The organism is Streptomyces sp. NPDC047081, assembly GCF_040643775.1.
Classification (GTDB): domain Bacteria; phylum Actinomycetota; class Actinomycetes; order Streptomycetales; family Streptomycetaceae; genus Streptomyces.
On record NZ_JBEYUY010000017.1, the window covers coordinates 39,193 to 58,148 of the forward strand.

Genomic DNA, 18,956 nt, shown 5'->3' on the forward strand with positions numbered 1-18,956 from the left:
ACTCCAGAGGGGTTGGCACACGGTTTCCGGTTCCCGGCGCTCCGGGGAGACCAGAGCTCCTGGGAGACCAGCACCCACTCTTTCGCGACCTGCGGGCAGTGGTCCAACAGGAGAATGCGATGGAACTCAGCGACTAGGCTGCTCAATCATGGAACTCCGCCATCTCCAGCACTTCGTCGCGGTCGCCGAGGACCAGCATTTCACCCGGGCCGCCGAACGGCTGCTGGTGTCCCAGTCCGGTCTGTCGGCCTCGATCCGGGCGCTGGAGCGGGAGCTGCAGACACCGCTGTTCGTGCGGACGACCCGGCGCGTGACGCTGACGGAGGCGGGGCGGGCGCTGCTGTGCGAGGCGGAGCGGATCCTGGCGCAGGTGCGGGCGGCGCACGAGGCGGTCGCGGCCGTGCAGGGGGTGCTGCGGGGCACGCTCTCGCTGGGGACCGAGCAGTGCATCGCGGGGGTGCATGTCGCGCGGCTGCTGGCCGCGTTCCGGCACCGGCATCCGGATGTGGAGATCCGGCTGCGGCAGGCGGGTTCGGGCGCGCTGGCGGAGGAGGTCGCGGCCGGGCGGCTGGACCTGGCCTTCGCCTACCGGACGCAGGCGGACACCGACCAGCTGCGCTCGGTGTCGCTGACGGCGGAGCCGATGACGGTGCTGTGCCATCCGACCCACCGGCTGGCGGGCGTGGGCGCGGCCGTGACGCCGGACGAGCTGGGCGGCGAGGTGTTCGTCGACTTCCACCCGGACTGGGGCCCGCGCCGCACCACCGACACGGCCTTCGCGGCGGCAGGTGTACGGCGGACCGTCGCGCTGGAGGTCAACGACGTGCACAGTCTGCTGGACCTGGTCGACGAGAACCTCGGGATAGCCGTCGTACCCCGGCACTTCCGGCACAAGCGCGAGGCGCTGACCGCGCTGCCCGTGAAGGGCACCGGTGAGGCGGTCTACGAGACGGTGGCCCTGCTGCCGCCGCCGCAGGCGACGAGTCCGGCGGCCCGGGCGCTGATGGCGCTTCTGGAACAGGGGACGCACGACGGACTGTGATGCGCGATGGTGGAGGGATGCATGCCAAGGACATCCTCATCGACGGGTTCAGCCGCATCCAGGAAGAAGTCCACGCCGCCGTCCAGGGGCTCGGCCCGGACGCCCTCGACGCCCGCCCCACCGCCGACACCAACTCCATCGCCTGGCTGGTCTGGCATCTCACCCGTGTCCAGGACGACCACGTGGCCGACGCCTTCGGGCTTGAACAGGTGTGGCTGACGCAGGACTGGCACAAGCGCTTCAACCTCGACCTGCCGCGCCACGACACCGGCTACGGCCACAGTCCGGCGAAGGTCGCCAAGGTGCGGGTCGACTCGGCCGACCTGCTGACCGGCTATTACGACGCCGTCCACGAGCAGTCGCTGCGAGCCCTGCGGGAGCTGACCGCCGGGGATCTGGAGCGCGTCGTCGACGAGCGCTGGGATCCGCCGGTCACCCTGGGCGTACGGCTGGTCAGCGTCCTGTCCGACGATCTGCAGCATGTCGGACAGGCCGCCTATGTGCGTGGGCTGCTTCAGAGCGCGGCCGCGTAACCCGGCAGGACGACGTCCTCGATGAGGGCCTTGCGTTCGTCGAACGGGATGAACGCGCTCTTCAGGGCGTTCACCGTGACCGTGCGCAGGTCCTCGACGCCCCAGCCGGCCTGCTCGACCAGCAGGGACATCTCCCGCGTCATCGTCGTGCCCGACACCAGACGGTTGTCGGTGTTGAGGGTGACGCGGAAGCCGAGGTCCTTGAGTGCGGTGATGGGGTGCTCGGCGATGGAAGTGGCCGCGCCGGTCTGGAGGTTGGACGTCGGGCACATCTCCAGGGCGATCCGGCGGTCGCGCACCCAGCCGGCGAGGCGACCGAGCTTGCCGTCGACGATGTCCTCGGTGATGCGCACGCCGTGGCCGATGCGCTGGGCGCCGCACACCTGGAGCGCCTGGTGGATGCTGGGCAGACCGTGCGCCTCGCCCGCGTGGATGGTGAACGGCACGCTCTCGCGGCGCAGGTGCTCGAAGGCGTCGAGGTGGTCGGCGGGCGGGAAGCCGTCCTCGGCGCCGGCGATGTCGAAGCCGACGACGCCCGCGTCACGGTAGGCGACGGCCAGGTCGGCGGCCTCGCGGACGCGGTCGAACATCCGCATGCCGCACAGCAGGGTGCCGACGCGGACGGGCGTGCCGGCGGCGGCCGCCTTGGCCATGCCCGCGGCGAGCCCTTCCTGGACAGCCTCCACGACCTCGTTCAGGGTCAGCCCGCCCTTGACGTTCAGCTCGGGGGCGTAGCGCACCTCGGCGTAGACGACGCCGTCGGCCGCGAGGTCGAGCACGTACTCCTCGGCGACGCGCAGCAGGCCCTCGCGGGTCTGCATCACGGCGAGGGTGTGCTCGAAGGTGGCTATGTAGCGCACCAGGTCACCGGAGTTGGCGGCCTCGAAGTACCAGGCGGCGAGCTCGTCGGGGTCGGTGGTGGGCAGGGTGTGGCCGGCCTCCGCCGCGAGCTCCACGACGGTGGCGGGGCGCAGGCCGCCGTCGAGGTGGTCGTGCAGGACGGCCTTGGGCAGGCGGCGGATCGTGTCGGCGTCTACACGCGTAGCGGTCATGGCGGGTCTTTCCTCGGCGGGGCGGTGGGGAGCAGGTGGGGGTCGGTCAGTCGGCAGGCTGGAGCAGGTCCCAGCGGTTTCCGTACAGGTCCTGGAAGACGGCGACCGAGCCGTAGGGCTCGTGGCGCGGTTCCTCCAGGAAGGTCACTCCGGCGGCGAGCATACGGGCGTGGTCGCGGGCGAAGTCGTCGGTGTGCAGGAAGAACCCGACCCGCCCGCCGGTCTGGTCGCCGACCCGGCCGCTCTGGGCGTCACCCTTGGCCCGGGCCAGCAGCAGGCCGGTGCCCTGATTTTCGTTGCCGGGCTCGACGACGACCCAGCGGGAGCCGTCCGGGCGCGGGGTGTCCTCGACGAGCCGGAACCCGAGGGCCTCGGTGTAGAAGCGGATCGCCTCGTCGTAGTCGTCGACGACGAGGGTGACCAGGGCGATGCGTCTCATCGTGACCTTTCGGAGGGGGCGGTTGACGGGTGAGGTTATACGTAAAACCTCGCGTGCGCCAGTCCGCTCTGTCGGTGGCGTCGCAGGGGCCCTCGAAGCTGGGCTCGGGGCCGTCCTAGGGCCCGGGGACGAGGACCGTGGCCCGAGGTGCGCCGGTGTGTGGGCCGGTAGCGTCGTCGGCATGAAGATCGCCGGGGGGCCGCGTGGGGCCGAGCAGCGCAAGCGGGACGTACTGGCCCGGCTGGAGCGGGAGATGGACGTCTGGGTGGCGACCGCCGACGGGGACGGGCTGCCGTGTCTCGTCGCTCTGTGGTTCGTGTGGGACGGGGCGTTCGTGTGGGTGTGCACCCGGAACAGCAATCCCACCGGGCGCAATCTCCGCGACGGCGGGCGGACCCGGCTCGCGCTCGGGGACACGCAGGACGTGGTGTTGGTCGACGGGGACGTGGAGGTGTTCGGGCGGGACGATGTGCCCGTCGGGGCGGTCGAGGCGTTCGTGGCGAAGACGGGGTGGGATCCCCTTGCGGACAGCGCCTCGTACGCGTTCTTCCGGGTGCGGCCCCGCGCCGTTCAGGCCTGGCACGGGACGCACGAGCTGCGGGGGCGCCATCTCATGCGGGACGGCGTCTGGGCGGTCTGAGGGAGCCGGTCAGGGGGTGAGGACCATGCGGAAGCGGGCGGCGCCGGCGAGCATCTTCCGGTAGGCCTCGTCGGCCTGGTCCAGCGGGACGGTCTCGGTCGTCGGGCGGATGCCGTGCAGCGCGGCGAACGCCAGGGTGTCCTGGACGTCCTGTGCGGTGCCGGAGGGGTGGCCGCGGATGATCCGGCCGCGCATGAGCAGCTGGTTGGGGCTGATCCCCAGGGCCTCGGCATCGGCGCCGATGGCGACGAGCTCGCCGCGGTGGGAGAGCCCGTCCACGGTCGCCGTGATGGCGGCGGAGTTGCTGGCGGTGGCCAGGATCACCTTGGCGCCGCCGAGGGACCGCAGCGCTTCCGCGACCGGGATGTCCGTGGTGCTGTCGACGTAGTGGTGGGCGCCGAGCTGCTTCGCGAAGTCGGCCTTGTCGGCGCCGCGGGCGATCGCCACGGTCTCGTACCCCATGGCGACCGCGAACTGCACTCCCAGGTGGCCGAGGCCGCCGAGGCCGAGGACGCCGACGAGGTCGCCGGGGCGGGCGGAGCTGCGCCGCAGCCCGTTGAACACGGTGACGCCGGCACAGGCCATGGGTCCGGCGTCGACGGCCGAGAAGGCCTCCGGGATGCGGGCCAGCGCGTCGACGGGCGCGATGGTCTTCTCGGCGAAACCGCCGTCGTAGGCCCAGCCCGGCACCTTCAGGTTGTCGCAGACGATGAAGTCGCCCTGGCGGCAAGGGATGCAGTGACCGCAGCTGCCGCCGAACCAGCCGACGGTCACTCGGTCGCCCGGCTGCCAGCCCTTCTCCCCCGCTCCGTCGCCGAGTTCCTCGATCCGCCCGGCGATCTCGTGCCCGGCGACCACCGGGAAAGTGACGCCCGGCAGTGCGGCGTTCACGAAGGCGGCGTCGCTGTGGCAGATCCCGCATGCCTCGACGGCGATCCGCACATGGCCCGGGCCCGGCCGCGGCACCTCGCGTTCGACGATCCGCAGGGATCCGCCGGCCTCGGTCACCTCGGCGACTCGATAGGTACTCATCCGCTGCTCCTGGGAAGGTGCGAAAAGTTCCTGAACCAGCACACCAGCTCCGGCCCTGCCGCGCGCGCCGAAAGGTCGAGGGCGGCACGGGGCGCCCGGTCGGCCATCCGCGGGACGGCCGGTGTGTCCACTCTGGCTTCTACTACTCCTCGCCACCCGAGGGAAGCTCTCACGCCACCGGGTACCCGGGCTCGCGCGCTCCCGCTGCGATGCGCACGAGTTCACCTGCGGAACTCCGATCGCAGCCATCGGGTACGACAACTCACCAGCGACGTGCGGTCATGGCCGACACGATCCGCGACCGCCGTCCGTGCGCCGTGTCGGTGCTGGGCGGCAACCGCCGCCGGCGTCAATCCGCCGCCCGGTGCAGGGTGTTGAGACGTTCCAGCTCCTCGTCCGTCAGACGCAGCGCGCCCGCCGCGATGTTCTCGGCGAGGTGGTCGGGGTTGCCGGTGCCGGGGATGGCGAGGACGTGCGGGCCCTGGTGCAGGGTCCAGGCCAGGCGGACCTGCGCGGGGCTCGCGTCGTGGGCGCGGGCGACGGCGAGCACCGCCTCGTCGTGGGCGGTCGTCGCACCGCGCGCCCCGCCCTGCCCGGCGACCGCGAAGAACGGCACGAAGGCGATGCCCTGTTCACCGCAGAGCCGCAGGACCTCGCGGGTGGCCGGCGCATGGTCGCCGAGCCCGTACCGGTTCTGCACGGACACGACGGGCGCGATCTCCTGCGCCTCGGCCAGGTGCCGGGGCTCGACGTCGGAGAGCCCCAGGTGCCGTACGAGCCCCGCCTCGCGCAGTTCGGCGAGCGCGCCGAAGTGCTCGGCGACCGACTCCTGGTGCATCCGGCGCAGATAGACCAGGTCGAGATGGTCCCGGCCGAGCTGGCGGAGGTTCTCCTCGACGTGGCCGCGCAGCTGGTCGGGCCGGGCCGAGGTGCCCCACTCGCCGTGGTAGTCGCGGTAGGGGCCGACCTTGGTGGCGATGAGGAGGTCGTCGGGGTACGGGGAGAGCGCGCTGTTGATGAGTTCGTTGGCCGATCTCAGCTGCGAGAAGTAGAAGGCGGCGGTGTCGATGTGGTCGACGCCGAGCTCGACCGCCCTGCGCAGCACGGCGATGGAGCGCTGCCGGTCGCTCGGTGTGCCGAGGTGGAAGGCCGCGCTGCCCGTCAGCCGCATCGCGCCGAAGCCGATGCGGCTGACGGTCAGGTCGCCCAGTTTCCAGGTGCCCGCGGCGTCCGCGGTGATCGTTTCGGAGGTCACCGGCGGAGTTTCACACGACGGATGGCGTGCCGCGCGGACTTTACGGATACGTGTACGAGTTCAGGGTGGCGACGGCGGAGGCCGGGTTGCCGAGGTCGTAGCGGTCGACGGCGAGGAAGTTCGGCTTCTTGCGGGCGGCCGGCTGGCAGAACCGCTGGGCCCGGTCGGCGAGCTTGGTGTTGTCCGTCGTCGCCGTCGCGGCGATGGTGGCGTCGCGGAAGTGGTTCATGACGAAGAGCGGGCGGAAGCCGGTCTCGGTGCGGGTCAGCGGGATGTTGGTGTCGGCTCCGTACCAGCGGCTGTAGCAGGACCAGTCGGAGGAGCCGATGCCGGAGCCCATGGACCAGTAGTTCTCCACGGTCCACTCGCGCTGGTACATCACACCGAAGCTGTCCCGGGTCAGGCCCGCGGACTCGTCGGCGGCGCGGCTGTGGTCGGTGAAGATGAGCAGCCGCTGGTTCGCCGCGATGAGGTCGGCCAGCCTGGGCCAGCCGTTCTGCCGGACGCCGGTGTGGTCGGGCCGGTAGAGGACGTCGGACAGGCCGCTGACCCGGGCGAGTTCGGACCGCAGGACGCCTGGATCGACGTAGTCCTCCAGGAAGACGGTGACGAACTGGTCGGGATGCGCCTTGAGGAAGTCGACCATGCGCTGGAGGTCGACCCAGAGGGCGACGGGCTTGCTGACGAGCGTGCAGCTGTTGTGGCAGAGGATCGCGCCGTCCGGGGTCTGGTGGATGTCCAGCATGAATCCCCGTACCCCGTCGGCGAGTTGCTGGTTGATGCCGCGCGTCTGGTTCGGGACGAGGTTGACGAAGGGTGGGGCGAAGCCGCCGTCGACGCCGTTGGCGTAGGCGTTGTGCGCGGTGAGGAAGGTGACCTGGTCCAGGGTGCGCTGGTCCTGGGGCGGCATGGGGCTGGTCGCCGGTGAGACGGGGGTGAGGTACCAGGTGGCGAGTACGCCCGGTGCGCCGACGGCGAGCTGGGCGGGGTAGTTGGCGCCGGACGGCTTGGCGGCCACGGTCAGATAGCGGTCCGCGCCGGGGACCTTGAGGGTGTACTGGTCGTCACCGCTGGGCGCGATCTCCCAGGCCGCGTCGACGGCGGTGCAGGACACCGTGCGGGCCTGGTCGCCGGAGCGGCCGAGGCAACTGCCGGCCGTGTCGGTGCTCTCCAGGACGTACGAGGATCCGCTCGCCGTCAGTCTCCACTGCTGGCGGTCCTCGTCGCCCTTGGGTCTGTGCTGCTCGACCGCTCCCGCGTTGTCGGCGGCGTTGAGCCCGGTCGTGGCGCTCTGGAGGTAGTAGGAGCCCGGCGCCGGGACCGCGACGGTCGCGTCGGCCGAGGGTGCCACGAGCGCGGCGGCGAGCACCGCGGCCGTGGCGAGCAGGACGTGGGGGGTGCGCATGGTGATGCCCTTCCGAGTACGTTCGGAACGATCAGACGGGTGATCAGGTGCATGTCACCATGGCGTAGAAAGCGTCGCCGGCAGTAGAGGCGTTCAACTCCTTCACGGAGCACGGCCGCACCCGACAAGGGGTACGGCCGTGGTGGGGGGTTGTGGAGGCACACTCAACCGCTTTGGTCTGTACCAGTCAAGGGTATAGACCAGCCAACTCCCTTTCCCGATCGGGAAGTCAGCCCTCGGCGCCCTCCCCGCCGCCGTCGGCTCCCGTGTATGCGGCAATGGTCCGGTCCGCCGCCTCGCGTGCCGTCTTCTCGTCCTCGCCGCCCGCGAGGTTCGCCGCGTACCAGGCCTCGCTGCTGTCGGTCATGAAGCGACGGCCCTCGTCGGAGCCCAGCCAGGCCATGAACTTCTTCGGGTCGACGGTGGCGCCGCCGCTGCCGAGGTGCAGGGACAGACCCCTGATCATCAGGTCCCAGCCCACGCCGACGGCGCCCGGGCCGAACTCCGCCCACTTCGTGTCGTCGACGTGCGCGATGTGGTCCAGTTCGAAGCGCGTGCCGCCGCCCTCGGGCGTGAGGCGGAGCTCGATCCAGCTGACCTCGCCGCCGTACTCCCAGGTCGCGGTGAAGGTCTTGGGCGGGTCGCAGTGCTCGACCACTCCGCCGGCGTTGCCCTCCAGTTGGTAACGGCCGCCGAGCCGCAGCTCTCCCGACACCGGCATCAGCCAGCGGGGGATGCGCTCGGGGTTCGTACAGGCGTCCCACACGTCGTCGAGCGGGGCGTCGTACGACCTCGAGACGGTGACGACACGCGCCTCGCCCGCCTTGAAGGCGCGCCTGCCGACCTGTCGGCGCACGTCGTTGATGTCATGGGTCACGTCGGTCATGAGGTGCTCCTCGGGTTTTCCTCGGCGCCGCGGAGTCGGCGCTCTCGCTTGCCGCGGGCCAGTTCGGTGGCCAGTGCGTCCAGGTGCGGGGTCCAGAAGCGGCGGAAGCGGCCGAGCCAGGCGTCGATGTCCTGCAGGGGTTCGGCGTTGACCGCGTACAGCCGCCGGGTTCCTTCGGGGCGTACGGTCGCGAACCCGTTCTCCCGCAGCACCTTCAGATGCTGCGACACGCCGGGCTGCGAGATCCCGAACTCCTCCCCGATGACCTCGCAGACCGCTCCGGAGGTCATCTCTCCGTCGGCCAGCAGCTCCAGGATCCGTCGGCGTATCGGATCGCCGAGCACGTCGAAGGCATGCATGCGGAGCAATATATCAGCTACTGCTTATATAAGCAGCGGACGATACAAGGTCAACCCAGCGGCTTCTCCAGCACCGCCTTGCGGTGGCTGAACGTCTCGATCGAGTAGCGGCCGTGGTAGCTGCCCATGCCGCTCTCCCCCACCCCGCCGAACGGCAGGTCGGAGACGGTGAGGTGGGCCAGCGGCAGGCCGTGGCCGAGGCCGCCGGAGGAGGTCTCGGCGGCGATCCGGGACTTGGTCGCGTCGGACTCGGTGAACACGTACAGGGCGAGGGGCTTGTCGCGGTCGTTGATGAAGTCGATCGCCTCGTCCAGGCCGGACACGGTGACGACGGGCAGGATCGGGCCGAAGATCTCCTCCTGCATGACGGGCGACTTGGGGTCGACGTCGGCGAGGACGGTCGGCGCGATGTACTTCGTCGTACGGTCGCTGCCGCCGCCGACGACCACGCGACCCGAGTCCAGCAGGCCGGAGAGCCGGTCGAAGTGGCGCTCGTTGATGATCCGGCCGTACTCGCCGGAGGCGGCCGGGTCGGTGCCGTAGAGGGACTCGACGGCACGCTTGAAGGCGGGTTCCAGGGCGGCGGCCGTCTCGGGGTCGGTCAGGACGTAGTCGGGGGCGACACAGGTCTGGCCCGCGTTGAGGAACTTGCCGCGCACGAGCCGGTCGGCGACCACGTCGATGTCGGCGTCGCGGTCGACGAACACCGGGGACTTGCCGCCGAGTTCGAGGGTGACCGGGGTGAGGTGCTCGGCGGCGGCGCGCATGACGATGCGGCCGACGGTGCCGTTGCCGGTGTAGAAGATGTGGTCGAAGCGCTCGGCGAGCAGGGCGGTGGTCTCGGGGATGCCGCCCTCGACTACGGCGACCGCGTCGGTGTCGAGGTGGGCGGGCAGCAGCCGGGCGATCGCGGCGGAGGTGGCGGGGGCCAGCTCGCTGGGCTTGACGACGACCGCGTTGCCGGCGGCGAGGGCGCCGACGAGCGGGGCGAGCAGGAGCTGGGCGGGGTAGTTCCAGGGGGCGATGACGAGGACGACACCGAGGGGGTCGTACTGCGTCCAGGCGCTCGCGTCGGTGCCGAGGTGCGCCGGGACGGGCGCGGGCTCGGGGCGCAGCCAGCCGTCGAGGTGGTCGAGGGTGTGGTCGATCTCGCGGATCGTGAAGTCGATCTCGGTGCGGTGGGCTTCGGCGGAACTCTTGCCGAGGTCGGCGTGGAGGGCGGCGGCCAGGTCGGGGCCGTTCTCGGTGAGCATGTCGCGCAGGCTGCGCAGCTGGGCGGTGCGCCATTCGACGGGCTTGGTGCGGCCGGTGCGGAAGGTGGCGCGCAGCCGGGCGACGACGTCGGCGGGCTGCTCGGGGATGGGCTGGTTCACGGTGCCTCGCTGCTGGTGCGGTGCGGCCTCGCGGCGCGCGGATGCGGTCTCGACTGTCAGGTGTATATGCCAACCTTTCATACACCAAAATAAATTCCGGCGAGCGCCGCACTACTTTCCGCGACCGGGCCGTCACCCTCGCTCCAGTTCCCGCCGACGGCGCTCCAGGTAGGCGCGCTCGGCAGGGCTCTCGGTGTGTCCGATGGCCGCGTCGTACGCGGCGAGCGCCTCGCTGTCGCGGCCGAGTCGGCGCAGCAGGTCGGCGCGTACGGCGTGGAAGACGTGGTAGCCGTCGAGGTCCAGGGCGTCGACGAGGTCGAGGGCCGGGCCCGGGCCGTCGGTCTCGGCGACGGCGACCGCGCGGTTGAGGGCCACGACCGGGCTGGGGGCGTGGGCCATCAGCTGGTCGTAGAGCTGCCGGATCTGCCCCCAGTCGGTGGCGTCCGCGGTCGGCGCGTCGCTGTGCACTGCCTGGATGGCGGCCTGGATCTGGTAGGGCCCGGGCTGGTTGCGGCGCAGGCAGCGGCGGACGAGGGCCTGCCCCTCGGCGATCTGCTCGGGCTCCCAGCGGGCGCGGTCCTGTTCGGGCAGCGGCACCAGCTCGCCCTGCTCGTCCTGGCGGGCGGCGCGGCGGGAGTCGACGAGCAGCATCAGCGCGAGCAGGCCGGTGACCTCGGGCTCGTCCGGCATGAGTTCCGCGAGGAGGCGGCCGAGGCGCAGGGCCTCCGCGCACAGCTCGGGTGTGCCACCGTAACCCTCGTTGAAGATCAGGTAGACGACGGCGAGGACGCCTCTGAGCCGGTCCGGGAGGTCGGCGTCCCGGGGGACGCGGTACGGGATGCGGGCGTTGCGGATCTTGGCCTTGGCGCGGACCAGGCGCTGGGCCATCGTCGGTTCGGGGACCAGGAAGGCGCGGGCGATCTGCGGGGTGGTGAGGCCGCCGAGCAGGCGCAGGGTGAGGGCGACCTGCGCCGGGGTCGCGAGGGCGGGATGGCAGCAGGTGAAGATCAGGCGGAGCCGGTCGTCGCGCACGGGGCCCTCCTCGGCCGGTGCGTCGGGCGTGTTGAGCAGGGTGGCCTCGGCGTGTCGCTCGTCCCGTTTGGCCTCTCTGCGCAGCCGGTCGATCGCGCGGTTGCGGGCGGTGGTGATGATCCAGCCGGCCGGGCTCGGCGGCACGCCCGTCTCCGGCCAGCGCTGCACGGCCGTGGTGAAGGCGTCCTGGACCGCTTCCTCGGCGAGGTCGATGTCGCCGAGGAAGCGGACGAGGACGGCGACCGCGCGGCCGTACTCCGCGCGGAACACGGCCTCGACGTCCGGGGTGTCGGGCTCGGTCACTAGTGGCTGTCCACGAAGGGCCGGACCTCGACCGGCAGGCCGATGGCGCGCACTGCCTTCCGGCCCCACTCCAGGGCCGCGTCCAGGTCGTCGGCCTTGATCAGGCTCAGTCCGCCGAGGTACTCCTTCCCCTCGGCGTAGGGACCGTCGCTGATCAGCACGTCGGCGCCCTTGGGCCGCAGCATGGTCGCGGTCTCCGGGCCGTGCAGACCGCCGGCGAACACCCAGGCGCCGGCGTCGCGCAGTTCCTGGTTGAAGGCCTCGACGTTGCGCATGATCTCCGCCATCTCGTCGGGCCCGGGCGGCGTGCCGTCGGTCGGGGTGACCACGCTGAGCAGGTAGTACGTCATCACGTCCTCCTAGGTAGCTGTTGTCTCACCTCCTACACGAACGGCACACCCCCGGATCGACACCGCGCACGACGAGATCGGGAGAATCTGTTCCATGACCGCACCGCACCCGCTCGTCGCCACCGCCCAGGCCCTCGCGGACGACCTCCTCGCCCCGCACGCGGAAAGGGTCGACCAGGAGGGCGTGCCCGAGAGCCACATCGCGGCGATCAGACGGTCGGGGCTGCTCGGGGTGAGCGCTCCGAAGGAGTACGGCGGTGCCGGCGCCCCCGACGCGGTGGCGCGGGAGATCATGGAGATCCTCGCGGGAGCCTGCTGCTCGACCTGGTTCGTGCAGACGCAGCACCACACGCCGGTCAAGATGCTGGCGAAGGCCGAACTGCCGGTCCGGAAGCGGCTGTTGCGGCCGCTGGCGACCGGTGAGCTGCTGGCCGGCATCGCGTTCGCGCACGTGCGCGCCTTCCCGCGGGTGCCGGTGCGGGCGACGGCCGAGGGCGACGGGTGGCGCTTCGACGGCAGGGTGCCCTGGTACACGGGCTGGGGCCTGAACGACGTGATGCTGCTGGCCGGGGTGACCGACGCGGACGAGGTGGTGTTCGCCTTCACGGAGGCGCGCGAGCAGCCGGGGCTGCGGCCCTCGCCGCCGATGCGGCTGGCGGCGCTCACCGCGGCCCGCACGGTCTCGCTGGAGCTGGACGGGCTGTGGCTGCCGGAGGAGTCGGTGGTGCTGCGCACCCCGCAGGACAAGTTCGCCCTGGTGGACCGGCCCCGCAACACCAACGCCTCCCCCGCCGTGTTCGGGGTCGCGTACGCGGCGCTCCGGCTGGTGGAGCAGGCCGGGGAGGCGGAGCCGGCGCGGGTGCTGCGCGGGCGCCTCGACGAGGTGCGGCGACGGGTGTACGCCCTGGCCGAGCACCCCGTACCGCACGAGCGCATCGAGGAGCGGCTGGCGCTCAAGACGCGGTCGTACGACCTGATGCGCGCGGCCACTTCGGCGGCGGTCGTCGCGCAGGGCGGTCGCGCGATGGACCTGGGCAGCCCGGCCCAGCGACTCGCGCGGGAGGGCCTGTTCCTGCTGGTGCAGGGGCAGACGGCCGAGGTGCGGCGGGCGCATCTGGACGCGCTGGCGGACATCCAGGGCGCGCTCTGCTGTTCACTGGACGTTCAGCCGAGGGTCGGTTTGGGCCCCGCCCAGTGAGCAGACTCGCCTCATGGCGACCGCACAGGCAACCGACATGAAACAGCCCGGCGAGCTGAAGGACGTCCCCGGCTGGTTTCCGCCGCTGGACCAGCTCCTGTTCACCTGGTTCCTCGAACGGCAGGAGGCCGGTGGCCGGCGGGGCGACCTGCTGGAGCTCGGCGCGTACATGGGCAAGAGCGCCATCCTGCTCGGCCGACACCGGCAGGACGGCGAGGAGTTCACGGTCTGCGACCTCTTCGGCGGGGAGGCGCCGGACGGGGCCAACCGGGCCGAGACGGCGAAGTCGTACTCCTCGCTCACCCGACAGGCCTTCGAACGCAACTACCTCTCCTTCCACGACGAACTGCCCAGGGTCATAGAGGCCCCCACCTCCGTGATCCCGCAGGAGTTGGCGCCGGACAGCTGCCGCTTCGTCCACATCGACGCCTCGCACCTGTACGAGCACGTCCGCGACGACATCGGCGCGGCCCACCACCTTCTCCTGCCCGACGGCATCGTCGTCCTCGACGACTTCCGCTCCGAGCACACCCCCGGCGTCTCGGTCGCCACCTGGGAGGCCGTGCTCAACCGCGGACTGCGCCCGATCTGCCTCAGCACACAGAAGCTGTACGGCACTTGGGGCGATCCGGAGCCGGTCCAGGAGGAGCTCCTCGCCATGCTCAGGGAGCGCACGGACGTCGGCCTGAGCGTCCAGGAGGCCGCGGGCCACTGCCTGGTCCGCACCCGCGCCCACAAGGGCCTGCAGCCGCCGCCCTTCCCGCACTCCCGCCACTACACGGAACCCGAGCCGGTCGCGCCCCCGGCCCCGCCGACGCCAGCGACCGCACCCCGCCACCGCCCCTCCCGCGCCCGCCGCCTCGGCCGGGACCTGCTGCCGCCGATCGTGACCCGCGCGGTCCGCAGGGCGCTGGCCGCGCGGGCCTAGAGCGCGCCCAGGAAGGTGATGAGCGCGGCGGTGAGTTCCGCCGGTGCGTCCTCCTGGACCAGGTGGCCGGCGCCCGCGACGGGTTCGAGGCGTGCTCCCGGGATGCGGGCGACGAGTTCGTGTCCCTTGGCGGCGGGGATCCAGGTGTCGTCCTGGCCCCAGCAGACCAGGGTCGGGACGCCGATCTCGCCGTAACGGTCCTGGATCTCGTCGGTGTACCGCTGGTCGGCCTGGGCGATCTGCCGGTAGAAAGCCGCCTGGCCCGGGTCGCCCAGCCAGGGCTCGACGAGCCGGTCCAGGACGGCGGGGTGCAGACCGGGGCTGCTGGCGGAGCCGACGTACTCGCGCACCAGGGCCCGGTGCAGTGCGGGCGGCAGCTGCTCGAAGACGTCGGAGTGCGCGCCGACCAGCCGGAAGAACGGGGAGCCCCAGGGCGCGAGGGCGACCGGGTCGACGAGAGCGAGGGCGCTGTAGCGGGCTCCGTGCAGCAGATGGGCGCGCAGGGAGACGGCACCGCCGAAGTCGTGGGCCACCACGAGGGGTTGGTCCACACCCCAGTGCGCCAGCAGCTCGGTGAAGACCTTGGCCTGTGCCGCCAGGGAGACGTCCTGTCCCGCGAACTTCTCCGAGGCCCCGTAGCCCGGCATGTCCCACACGAACACCTGGTGGCGGCGTGACAGGGAGCGGGCCACGGCGCGCCAGACGTACGAGGAGAAGGGGGTGCCGTGCAGGAGGACGACCGGGTCCCGGCCGGGGTCGCCGAGGCTGTCCCAGTGGACGGCTCCGGACGAACTGCGGAAGGTCCTGGTCAGCGGCCAATCGCTCACGGAGCTGTTCCTCTCTGCCGACGCGGCACGCTCGGGCTTCCCCACATCCAAGCGCGCCACGCGTCGACAGCGCACGCATCCGCTAGCTCGCGAACGGCACCTGGGCCGACGGTGCGGCCTCCCTCGCGAACGGGTGTTGCCACAAGCCTTCCGCGGCCAGCCGCGGCAGTACGCCCTCGCCGAACCAGTACGCCTCCTCCAGGTGCGGGTAGCCGGAGAGCACGAACTCGTCGATGCCCAGGGCGTGGTACTCCTTGATCCGCTCGGCGACCTCCTCGTGGCTGCCGACGAGGGCCGTGCCCGCGCCGCCGCGTACGAGGCCGATGCCCGCCCAGAGGTTGGGGTGGATCTCCAGGCCGTCGCGGCTGCCGCCGCTGTGCAGGGCCAGCATCCGCTGCTGGCCCTCGGACTCACTGCGGGCGAGTCCCGCCTGCACGGACTTCACGGTCTCCGGATCGAAGCCGGCCAGGAGGCGGTCGGCCTCGGCCCAGGCCTGCTCGGAGGTGTCGCGGGTGATGACGTGCAGCCGGATGCCGAAGCGCAGGGTGCGGCCCTGCTCGGCCGCGAGCCCCCGGACCCAGGCGATCTTCTCGGCGACCTGCGCGGGCGGCTCGCCCCAGGTGAGGTAGGAGTCGACGTACTTGGCGGCGACCTCTCCGGCGACCGGCGAGGACCCGCCGAAGTACACCTCGGGCACCGGGTCGGGCACCCGGGCCAGCTTGGCGTCCTCGACCTGGAGGTACTGGCCCTTCAGGTCGACCGTCTTCCCCTCCCACAACCCCCGTACGATCTCCAGGAATTCGCCGGTACGGCGGTACCGGGCGTCCTTGTCCAGGAAGTCGCCGTAGGCCCGCTGCTCGTGGCTCTCGCCGCCCGTGACGACGTTGAGGAGCAGCCGCCCGCCGGACTGCCGCTGGAAGGTGGACGCCATCTGCGCGGCGAGGGTGGGCGAGACGAAGCCGGGGCGGAAGGCGACCAGGAACTTCAGGCGTTCGGTGTTCTGGCTGACCATGGCGGTGGTCAGCCACGCGTCCTCGCACCAGGCGCCCGTGGGGGTGAGCGCGCCGACGAAGCCCAGGTCCTCGGCGGCCCCGGCGATCTGGCTCAGGTAGGCGACCGTCGGCGGCCGGTCCCGGCCGGAGGCGGTGGCGGGGGTGCCGTGGCCGCCGCCGACCACGTGGCGGCTGTCGCCGTTGGTGGGGAGGAACCAGTGGAAGGTGAGGGACACGTGGGGTCTCCGATCAGAGGTGTCGCGGGTGGAGCTAGAGGAGGCCGTGGCGGGGTGGTCGGGTGCCGTTCAGCACGTATCGGCCGATGTGCTGGACCTTCCAGCGCGTCGGGTCGTGCAGGGTGTGGGTGCGGGCGTCGCGCCAATGGCGGTGCAGGTTCAGGGAGTTGAGGGCCGAACGGGTGCCGGAGACCTCGAACAGGGCGCTCGCCACCTCGACCGCGGCCCGGGCCGCCTGCACCTTGGCTGCGGCCACGGCGATGGACGCCTCGGCCGCCGAGTCGTCGGTGAGGTCGGCCTGTGCCGAGTCCACCGCTCGGGCCGCCTCCCGCAGCAGGGCCTCGGACGCCCTTACCTGGACGGCGAGTTCACCGAAGCGCTGGATCAGCAGCGGGTCCTCGGCAGCCGTCTCCACGCCACTCTCGAACCAGGGGCGGCTCTTCGTCCGTACGAACTCCGCCGCCTCGGCGAGTGCGCCCGCGGCGATCCCGGCGTCGATGGCCGCGTGCAGCAACTGGGCCACGGCGCCGTGGAGTTGGGGGCCTTCGAAGGTGAGGTGATGGGGCAGGACCCGGTCGGCCGGGACCTCGACGCCTTCGAGGCGGACGGTACCGCTGGCCGTCGTACGCTGGCCGAGGCCGTCCCAGTCGTCGATCACCGTCACGCCGGGGGCGTCCCGGGGCACGTAGGCGACGTGGAGCCTGTCCTCCTCGGCGCGGGCCAACACCGGGATCCAGTCGGCGAAGAGGGCGCCGGTGGAGTAGTGCTTGACGCCGGTCAGGACATAGGAGCCGTCGGGCTGTGGTTCCAGGCGGGTGCGGATGTCCTGGACGTGCTTGGTGCCCGCCTCGGACTGGGCGTTGCCGAAGCGGCGGCCGGCGAGCAGCTCGGCGAAGAAGAACTTCCGCTGCTCCTCCGTGCCCTGACGGCGGATCACATTGACGTACGCGAAGTGGCTCTGCGGGATCTGGGCGAGGCTGGCGTCGGCCGAGGCGAGCAGCCGGAAGACCTCCGCGAGGGTCGTCGCGCTCACGTCCGCGCCGCCGTGCTCGGCGGGGACGGTGACGGCCAGGAGCCCCGAGGCGGAGAGGCGGTCCAACTCAGCGCGCGGCAGCCTGCGTTCGACGTCACGGGCGGAGGCGCCGGCGCGGAACTCCTCGGCCAGGGCGGCCGCGACGGCGAGGGCCTCCGTGTCGTCGGCGATGACGTGGGCGGTCATGCCGCTCGGCTCGCCGCGGCCGGCAGCGGGGCGCGGCCCAGAGCCGTCGAGAACTGGTCCACCACCTGCGTCAGCGCCTCGCCGGCGGCCGGTGCGACCGTCAGGGTGCCGTCCTCCTGCACGGTGATGTCCTTGTCGAGGGTGAACCAGCCCTGCACGATGTGCGCCGCGCCCATGGAGGACAGGACCGGGCGCAGGGCGTAGTCGATGGCGAGGACGTGGGCGGTGGTGCCGCCGGTGGCGAGCGGCAGCACGGTCTTGCCGGTCAGCGCGTACTGCGGCAGCAGGTCGAGGAGCGCCTTGAGGACGCCGGAGTACGAGGCCTTGTAGACGGGGGTGCCGACGACGACTCCGTCGGCCCGCTCGAACAGCTCGGTGGCCTCGACGATGGCGGGGTGCTTGAAGTCCGCGCCGAGCAGGGCCTCGGCGGGGACGGTCCGGATGTCGAGCGGGATCACCTCGTGGCCCTGGGCGGTCAGCCGGGCGTCCAGGTGGCGCAGCAGGCGGTTGGTGCGGGAGGAGGCGGAGGGGCTGCCGGAGACGGACAGGACGGTGGCCATGCGGTCCTCTTTCGGGGAGGAGGGGCGCCCCCTGTTCAGGAGGGGGCGCCCCCGGGGGAAGCGGTCAGGAGTACCAGGTGGGTTCGGGCAGTTCGCCTTCCAGGACCCAGCGGCCGACCTCGCGCCGCTTGTAGGCGACGGGGTCGTGCAGGGTGTGGGTGCGCACGTTGCGCCAGAACCGGTCGAGGCCCTCGGAGGTGGCGGTGGCGCGGGCGCCGGTGACCTCGAAGATGCGGTTGCCGATCTCCAGCGCCACGTCCGTCGCCCGGGACTTGATGGCCGCGACCCGCACCTCGAAGGCGCCGCGCGCCTCGGGGGTGACCGCGTCCGGGTCGTCGTGCAGCTTCTGTCCCTCGGCGGCGACGGCGTCGGCGAGGGCCTCGGCCGCCCAGAGCTTGGCGGTGAGGTCGCCGTAGGTGTCGATGACGTACGGCTCGTCGACCGCCCGCTCGAAGCCGCCGTGCAGCCACGACCGCGACTTGGTGCGGGTGTAGGTGGCCGCCGTCTCCAGGGCGCCGCCCGCGATGCCCAGGTAGAAGTTGACGAAGACCAGTTGGATGGTGGGGACGTTGAGGGTGTTGTAGACGCGCGGCCGGAAGACCTTGTCGACGTAGCCGGCGGCCGAGGCCCACGGGGTGCGGACGCCGTCGATGGTGACGCCGCCGCTCTCGGTGAGACGCTGGCCGATGTTGTCCCAGTCGTCGTGGAAGGTCAGGCCCGCGCTGTCGGAGGGCACGATGGCGAAGACGTGGTCGTCGGTGCCCTCCAGGACGCCTTCGAGGACGGTGACGTCGGAGACCTTGCTGCCGGTGGAGAAGGACTTGCGGCCGGTGAAGACCAGGTCGTCCCCGTCCTCGGTGACGACGACGTCCTTGTCGCGCGGGTTGACGGCCCCGCCGAAGAACCAGCGGCCCCGGCTCGCCTCGGCCTCCACCTGCTCCCACTGTTCGCGGGTGCCGACCAGTCGGGCGGCCCAGAACCACAGGTAGTGGTAGCCGAGGAGCTGGCCGATGGAGCCGTCGGCCTTGGCGACCTCGCGGACGACGCGGTAGGCGGTGGGCCAGTCCTGGCCCGCGCCGCCGTGCTCGGCGGGGCCGAGCAGGGTGACCAGGCCGGCGTCCTTGAGGAGCTGCACCTCGGCGTACGGGGTGGCTCCGGCGCGGTCGCGTTCGGGGGCGTCGGTGGCGAGGACGGCGGCGACCTCGGCGGCGCGGGCGATCCAGCCGTCGGCGGTCCGCGGGGCCGGGCGGGTGGTCCAGTCGGTGGGCGTGACGGTGCTCATGCTCGTTGACCTC

General features: G+C 71.9%; 20 protein-coding genes. 5 read left to right on the forward strand and 15 right to left on the reverse strand.

Going from position 1 to position 18,956, the window contains the following annotated elements:
* Positions 1–148: 148 nt before the first annotated feature.
* Both ABZ848_RS29165 and ABZ848_RS29170 read left to right on the forward strand, forming a co-directional pair.
* Positions 149–1,042: a LysR substrate-binding domain-containing protein gene (locus ABZ848_RS29165; protein WP_360836652.1), complete on the forward strand. Its 894-nt coding sequence runs from the start codon at positions 149–151 to the stop codon at positions 1,040–1,042.
* A gap of 17 nt (positions 1,043–1,059) precedes the next feature.
* The gene (locus ABZ848_RS29170; RefSeq protein ID WP_360836654.1) at positions 1,060–1,575 is read left to right on the forward strand and encodes a DUF664 domain-containing protein; all 516 of its coding nucleotides are present in this window, start codon (positions 1,060–1,062) and stop codon (positions 1,573–1,575) included.
* Here ABZ848_RS29170 and ABZ848_RS29175 read toward each other — a convergent pair.
* Both ABZ848_RS29175 and ABZ848_RS29180 read right to left on the reverse strand, forming a co-directional pair.
* Entirely contained in the window at positions 1,557–2,627 is a 1,071-nt protein-coding gene (locus ABZ848_RS29175) for an adenosine deaminase (protein ID WP_360836655.1), read from the reverse strand. The two genes, ABZ848_RS29170 and ABZ848_RS29175, sit on opposite strands and share 19 nt — an antisense overlap.
* Before the next feature lie 46 nt (positions 2,628–2,673).
* Positions 2,674–3,066, reverse strand: a complete 393-nt coding sequence (locus ABZ848_RS29180; protein WP_360836656.1) for a VOC family protein — start codon at positions 3,064–3,066, stop codon at positions 2,674–2,676.
* A 181-nt stretch (positions 3,067–3,247) separates the two neighbouring features.
* Between ABZ848_RS29180 and ABZ848_RS29185 the strand changes: the two genes are divergently transcribed.
* The gene (locus tag ABZ848_RS29185; RefSeq protein ID WP_360836657.1) at positions 3,248–3,706 is read left to right on the forward strand and encodes a pyridoxamine 5'-phosphate oxidase family protein; all 459 of its coding nucleotides are present in this window, start codon (positions 3,248–3,250) and stop codon (positions 3,704–3,706) included.
* Positions 3,707–3,715: 9 nt separating this feature from the next.
* Here the strand turns inward: ABZ848_RS29185 and ABZ848_RS29190 are convergent, their stop codons facing one another.
* From ABZ848_RS29190 to ABZ848_RS29225, 8 genes are all read right to left on the reverse strand, one after another.
* Positions 3,716–4,738 (reverse strand): alcohol dehydrogenase catalytic domain-containing protein, encoded by a 1,023-nt coding sequence (locus tag ABZ848_RS29190; protein ID WP_360836658.1) that lies wholly within the window; start codon positions 4,736–4,738, stop codon positions 3,716–3,718.
* A 349-nt stretch (positions 4,739–5,087) separates the two neighbouring features.
* On the reverse strand, positions 5,088–5,993 hold the full coding sequence (locus tag ABZ848_RS29195; RefSeq protein ID WP_360836660.1) for an aldo/keto reductase: 906 nt from the start codon (positions 5,991–5,993) through the stop codon (positions 5,088–5,090).
* A 40-nt stretch (positions 5,994–6,033) separates the two neighbouring features.
* The gene (locus ABZ848_RS29200) at positions 6,034–7,398 is read right to left on the reverse strand and encodes a phospholipase (RefSeq protein ID WP_360836662.1); all 1,365 of its coding nucleotides are present in this window, start codon (positions 7,396–7,398) and stop codon (positions 6,034–6,036) included.
* Positions 7,399–7,627: 229 nt separating this feature from the next.
* Positions 7,628–8,284, reverse strand: coding sequence for an SRPBCC family protein (locus tag ABZ848_RS29205; RefSeq protein WP_360836663.1), 657 nt, complete (start codon positions 8,282–8,284; stop codon positions 7,628–7,630).
* A complete protein-coding gene (locus tag ABZ848_RS29210; RefSeq protein WP_360836665.1) occupies positions 8,281–8,643 on the reverse strand; it encodes a metalloregulator ArsR/SmtB family transcription factor in 363 nt (120 codons plus the stop codon). The genes ABZ848_RS29205 and ABZ848_RS29210 overlap by 4 nt, the downstream gene beginning before the upstream one ends.
* A 50-nt stretch (positions 8,644–8,693) precedes the next feature.
* Positions 8,694–10,016: an aldehyde dehydrogenase family protein gene (locus ABZ848_RS29215; RefSeq protein WP_360836666.1), complete on the reverse strand. Its 1,323-nt coding sequence runs from the start codon at positions 10,014–10,016 to the stop codon at positions 8,694–8,696.
* 132 nt (positions 10,017–10,148) lie between these two features.
* Complete coding sequence (locus ABZ848_RS29220) at positions 10,149–11,351, reverse strand: sigma-70 family RNA polymerase sigma factor (protein WP_360836667.1); 1,203 nt, start codon at positions 11,349–11,351, stop codon at positions 10,149–10,151.
* The gene (locus tag ABZ848_RS29225; RefSeq protein WP_360836669.1) at positions 11,351–11,701 is read right to left on the reverse strand and encodes a YciI family protein; all 351 of its coding nucleotides are present in this window, start codon (positions 11,699–11,701) and stop codon (positions 11,351–11,353) included. The genes ABZ848_RS29220 and ABZ848_RS29225 overlap by 1 nt, the downstream gene beginning before the upstream one ends.
* Positions 11,702–11,795: 94 nt before the next feature.
* Between ABZ848_RS29225 and ABZ848_RS29230 the strand changes: the two genes are divergently transcribed.
* Both ABZ848_RS29230 and ABZ848_RS29235 read left to right on the forward strand, forming a co-directional pair.
* Complete coding sequence (locus ABZ848_RS29230; RefSeq protein WP_360836670.1) at positions 11,796–12,899, forward strand: acyl-CoA dehydrogenase family protein; 1,104 nt, start codon at positions 11,796–11,798, stop codon at positions 12,897–12,899.
* 13 nt (positions 12,900–12,912) lie between these two features.
* On the forward strand, positions 12,913–13,827 hold the full coding sequence (locus tag ABZ848_RS29235) for a class I SAM-dependent methyltransferase (protein WP_360836671.1): 915 nt from the start codon (positions 12,913–12,915) through the stop codon (positions 13,825–13,827).
* Here ABZ848_RS29235 and ABZ848_RS29240 read toward each other — a convergent pair.
* The 5 genes from ABZ848_RS29240 to ABZ848_RS29260 form a co-directional block, all read right to left on the reverse strand.
* Entirely contained in the window at positions 13,824–14,654 is an 831-nt protein-coding gene (locus ABZ848_RS29240) for an alpha/beta hydrolase (RefSeq protein ID WP_360836673.1), read from the reverse strand. The genes ABZ848_RS29235 and ABZ848_RS29240 overlap by 4 nt on opposite strands.
* An 82-nt stretch (positions 14,655–14,736) precedes the next feature.
* Complete coding sequence (locus ABZ848_RS29245) at positions 14,737–15,882, reverse strand: LLM class flavin-dependent oxidoreductase (protein ID WP_360836675.1); 1,146 nt, start codon at positions 15,880–15,882, stop codon at positions 14,737–14,739.
* Between the two features lie 34 nt (positions 15,883–15,916).
* Positions 15,917–17,101 (reverse strand): SfnB family sulfur acquisition oxidoreductase, encoded by a 1,185-nt coding sequence (locus ABZ848_RS29250; RefSeq protein ID WP_360836677.1) that lies wholly within the window; start codon positions 17,099–17,101, stop codon positions 15,917–15,919.
* Positions 17,098–17,661 carry an NADPH-dependent FMN reductase gene (ssuE, locus tag ABZ848_RS29255; protein WP_360836679.1) on the reverse strand — a complete coding sequence of 188 codons (564 nt, stop codon included), beginning with the start codon at positions 17,659–17,661 and terminating at the stop codon, positions 17,098–17,100. Before ssuE ends, ABZ848_RS29250 begins: the two co-directional genes overlap by 4 nt.
* Positions 17,662–17,725: 64 nt before the next feature.
* Entirely contained in the window at positions 17,726–18,943 is a 1,218-nt protein-coding gene (locus ABZ848_RS29260; RefSeq protein ID WP_360836681.1) for an acyl-CoA dehydrogenase family protein, read from the reverse strand.
* Positions 18,944–18,956 lie beyond the last annotated feature (13 nt).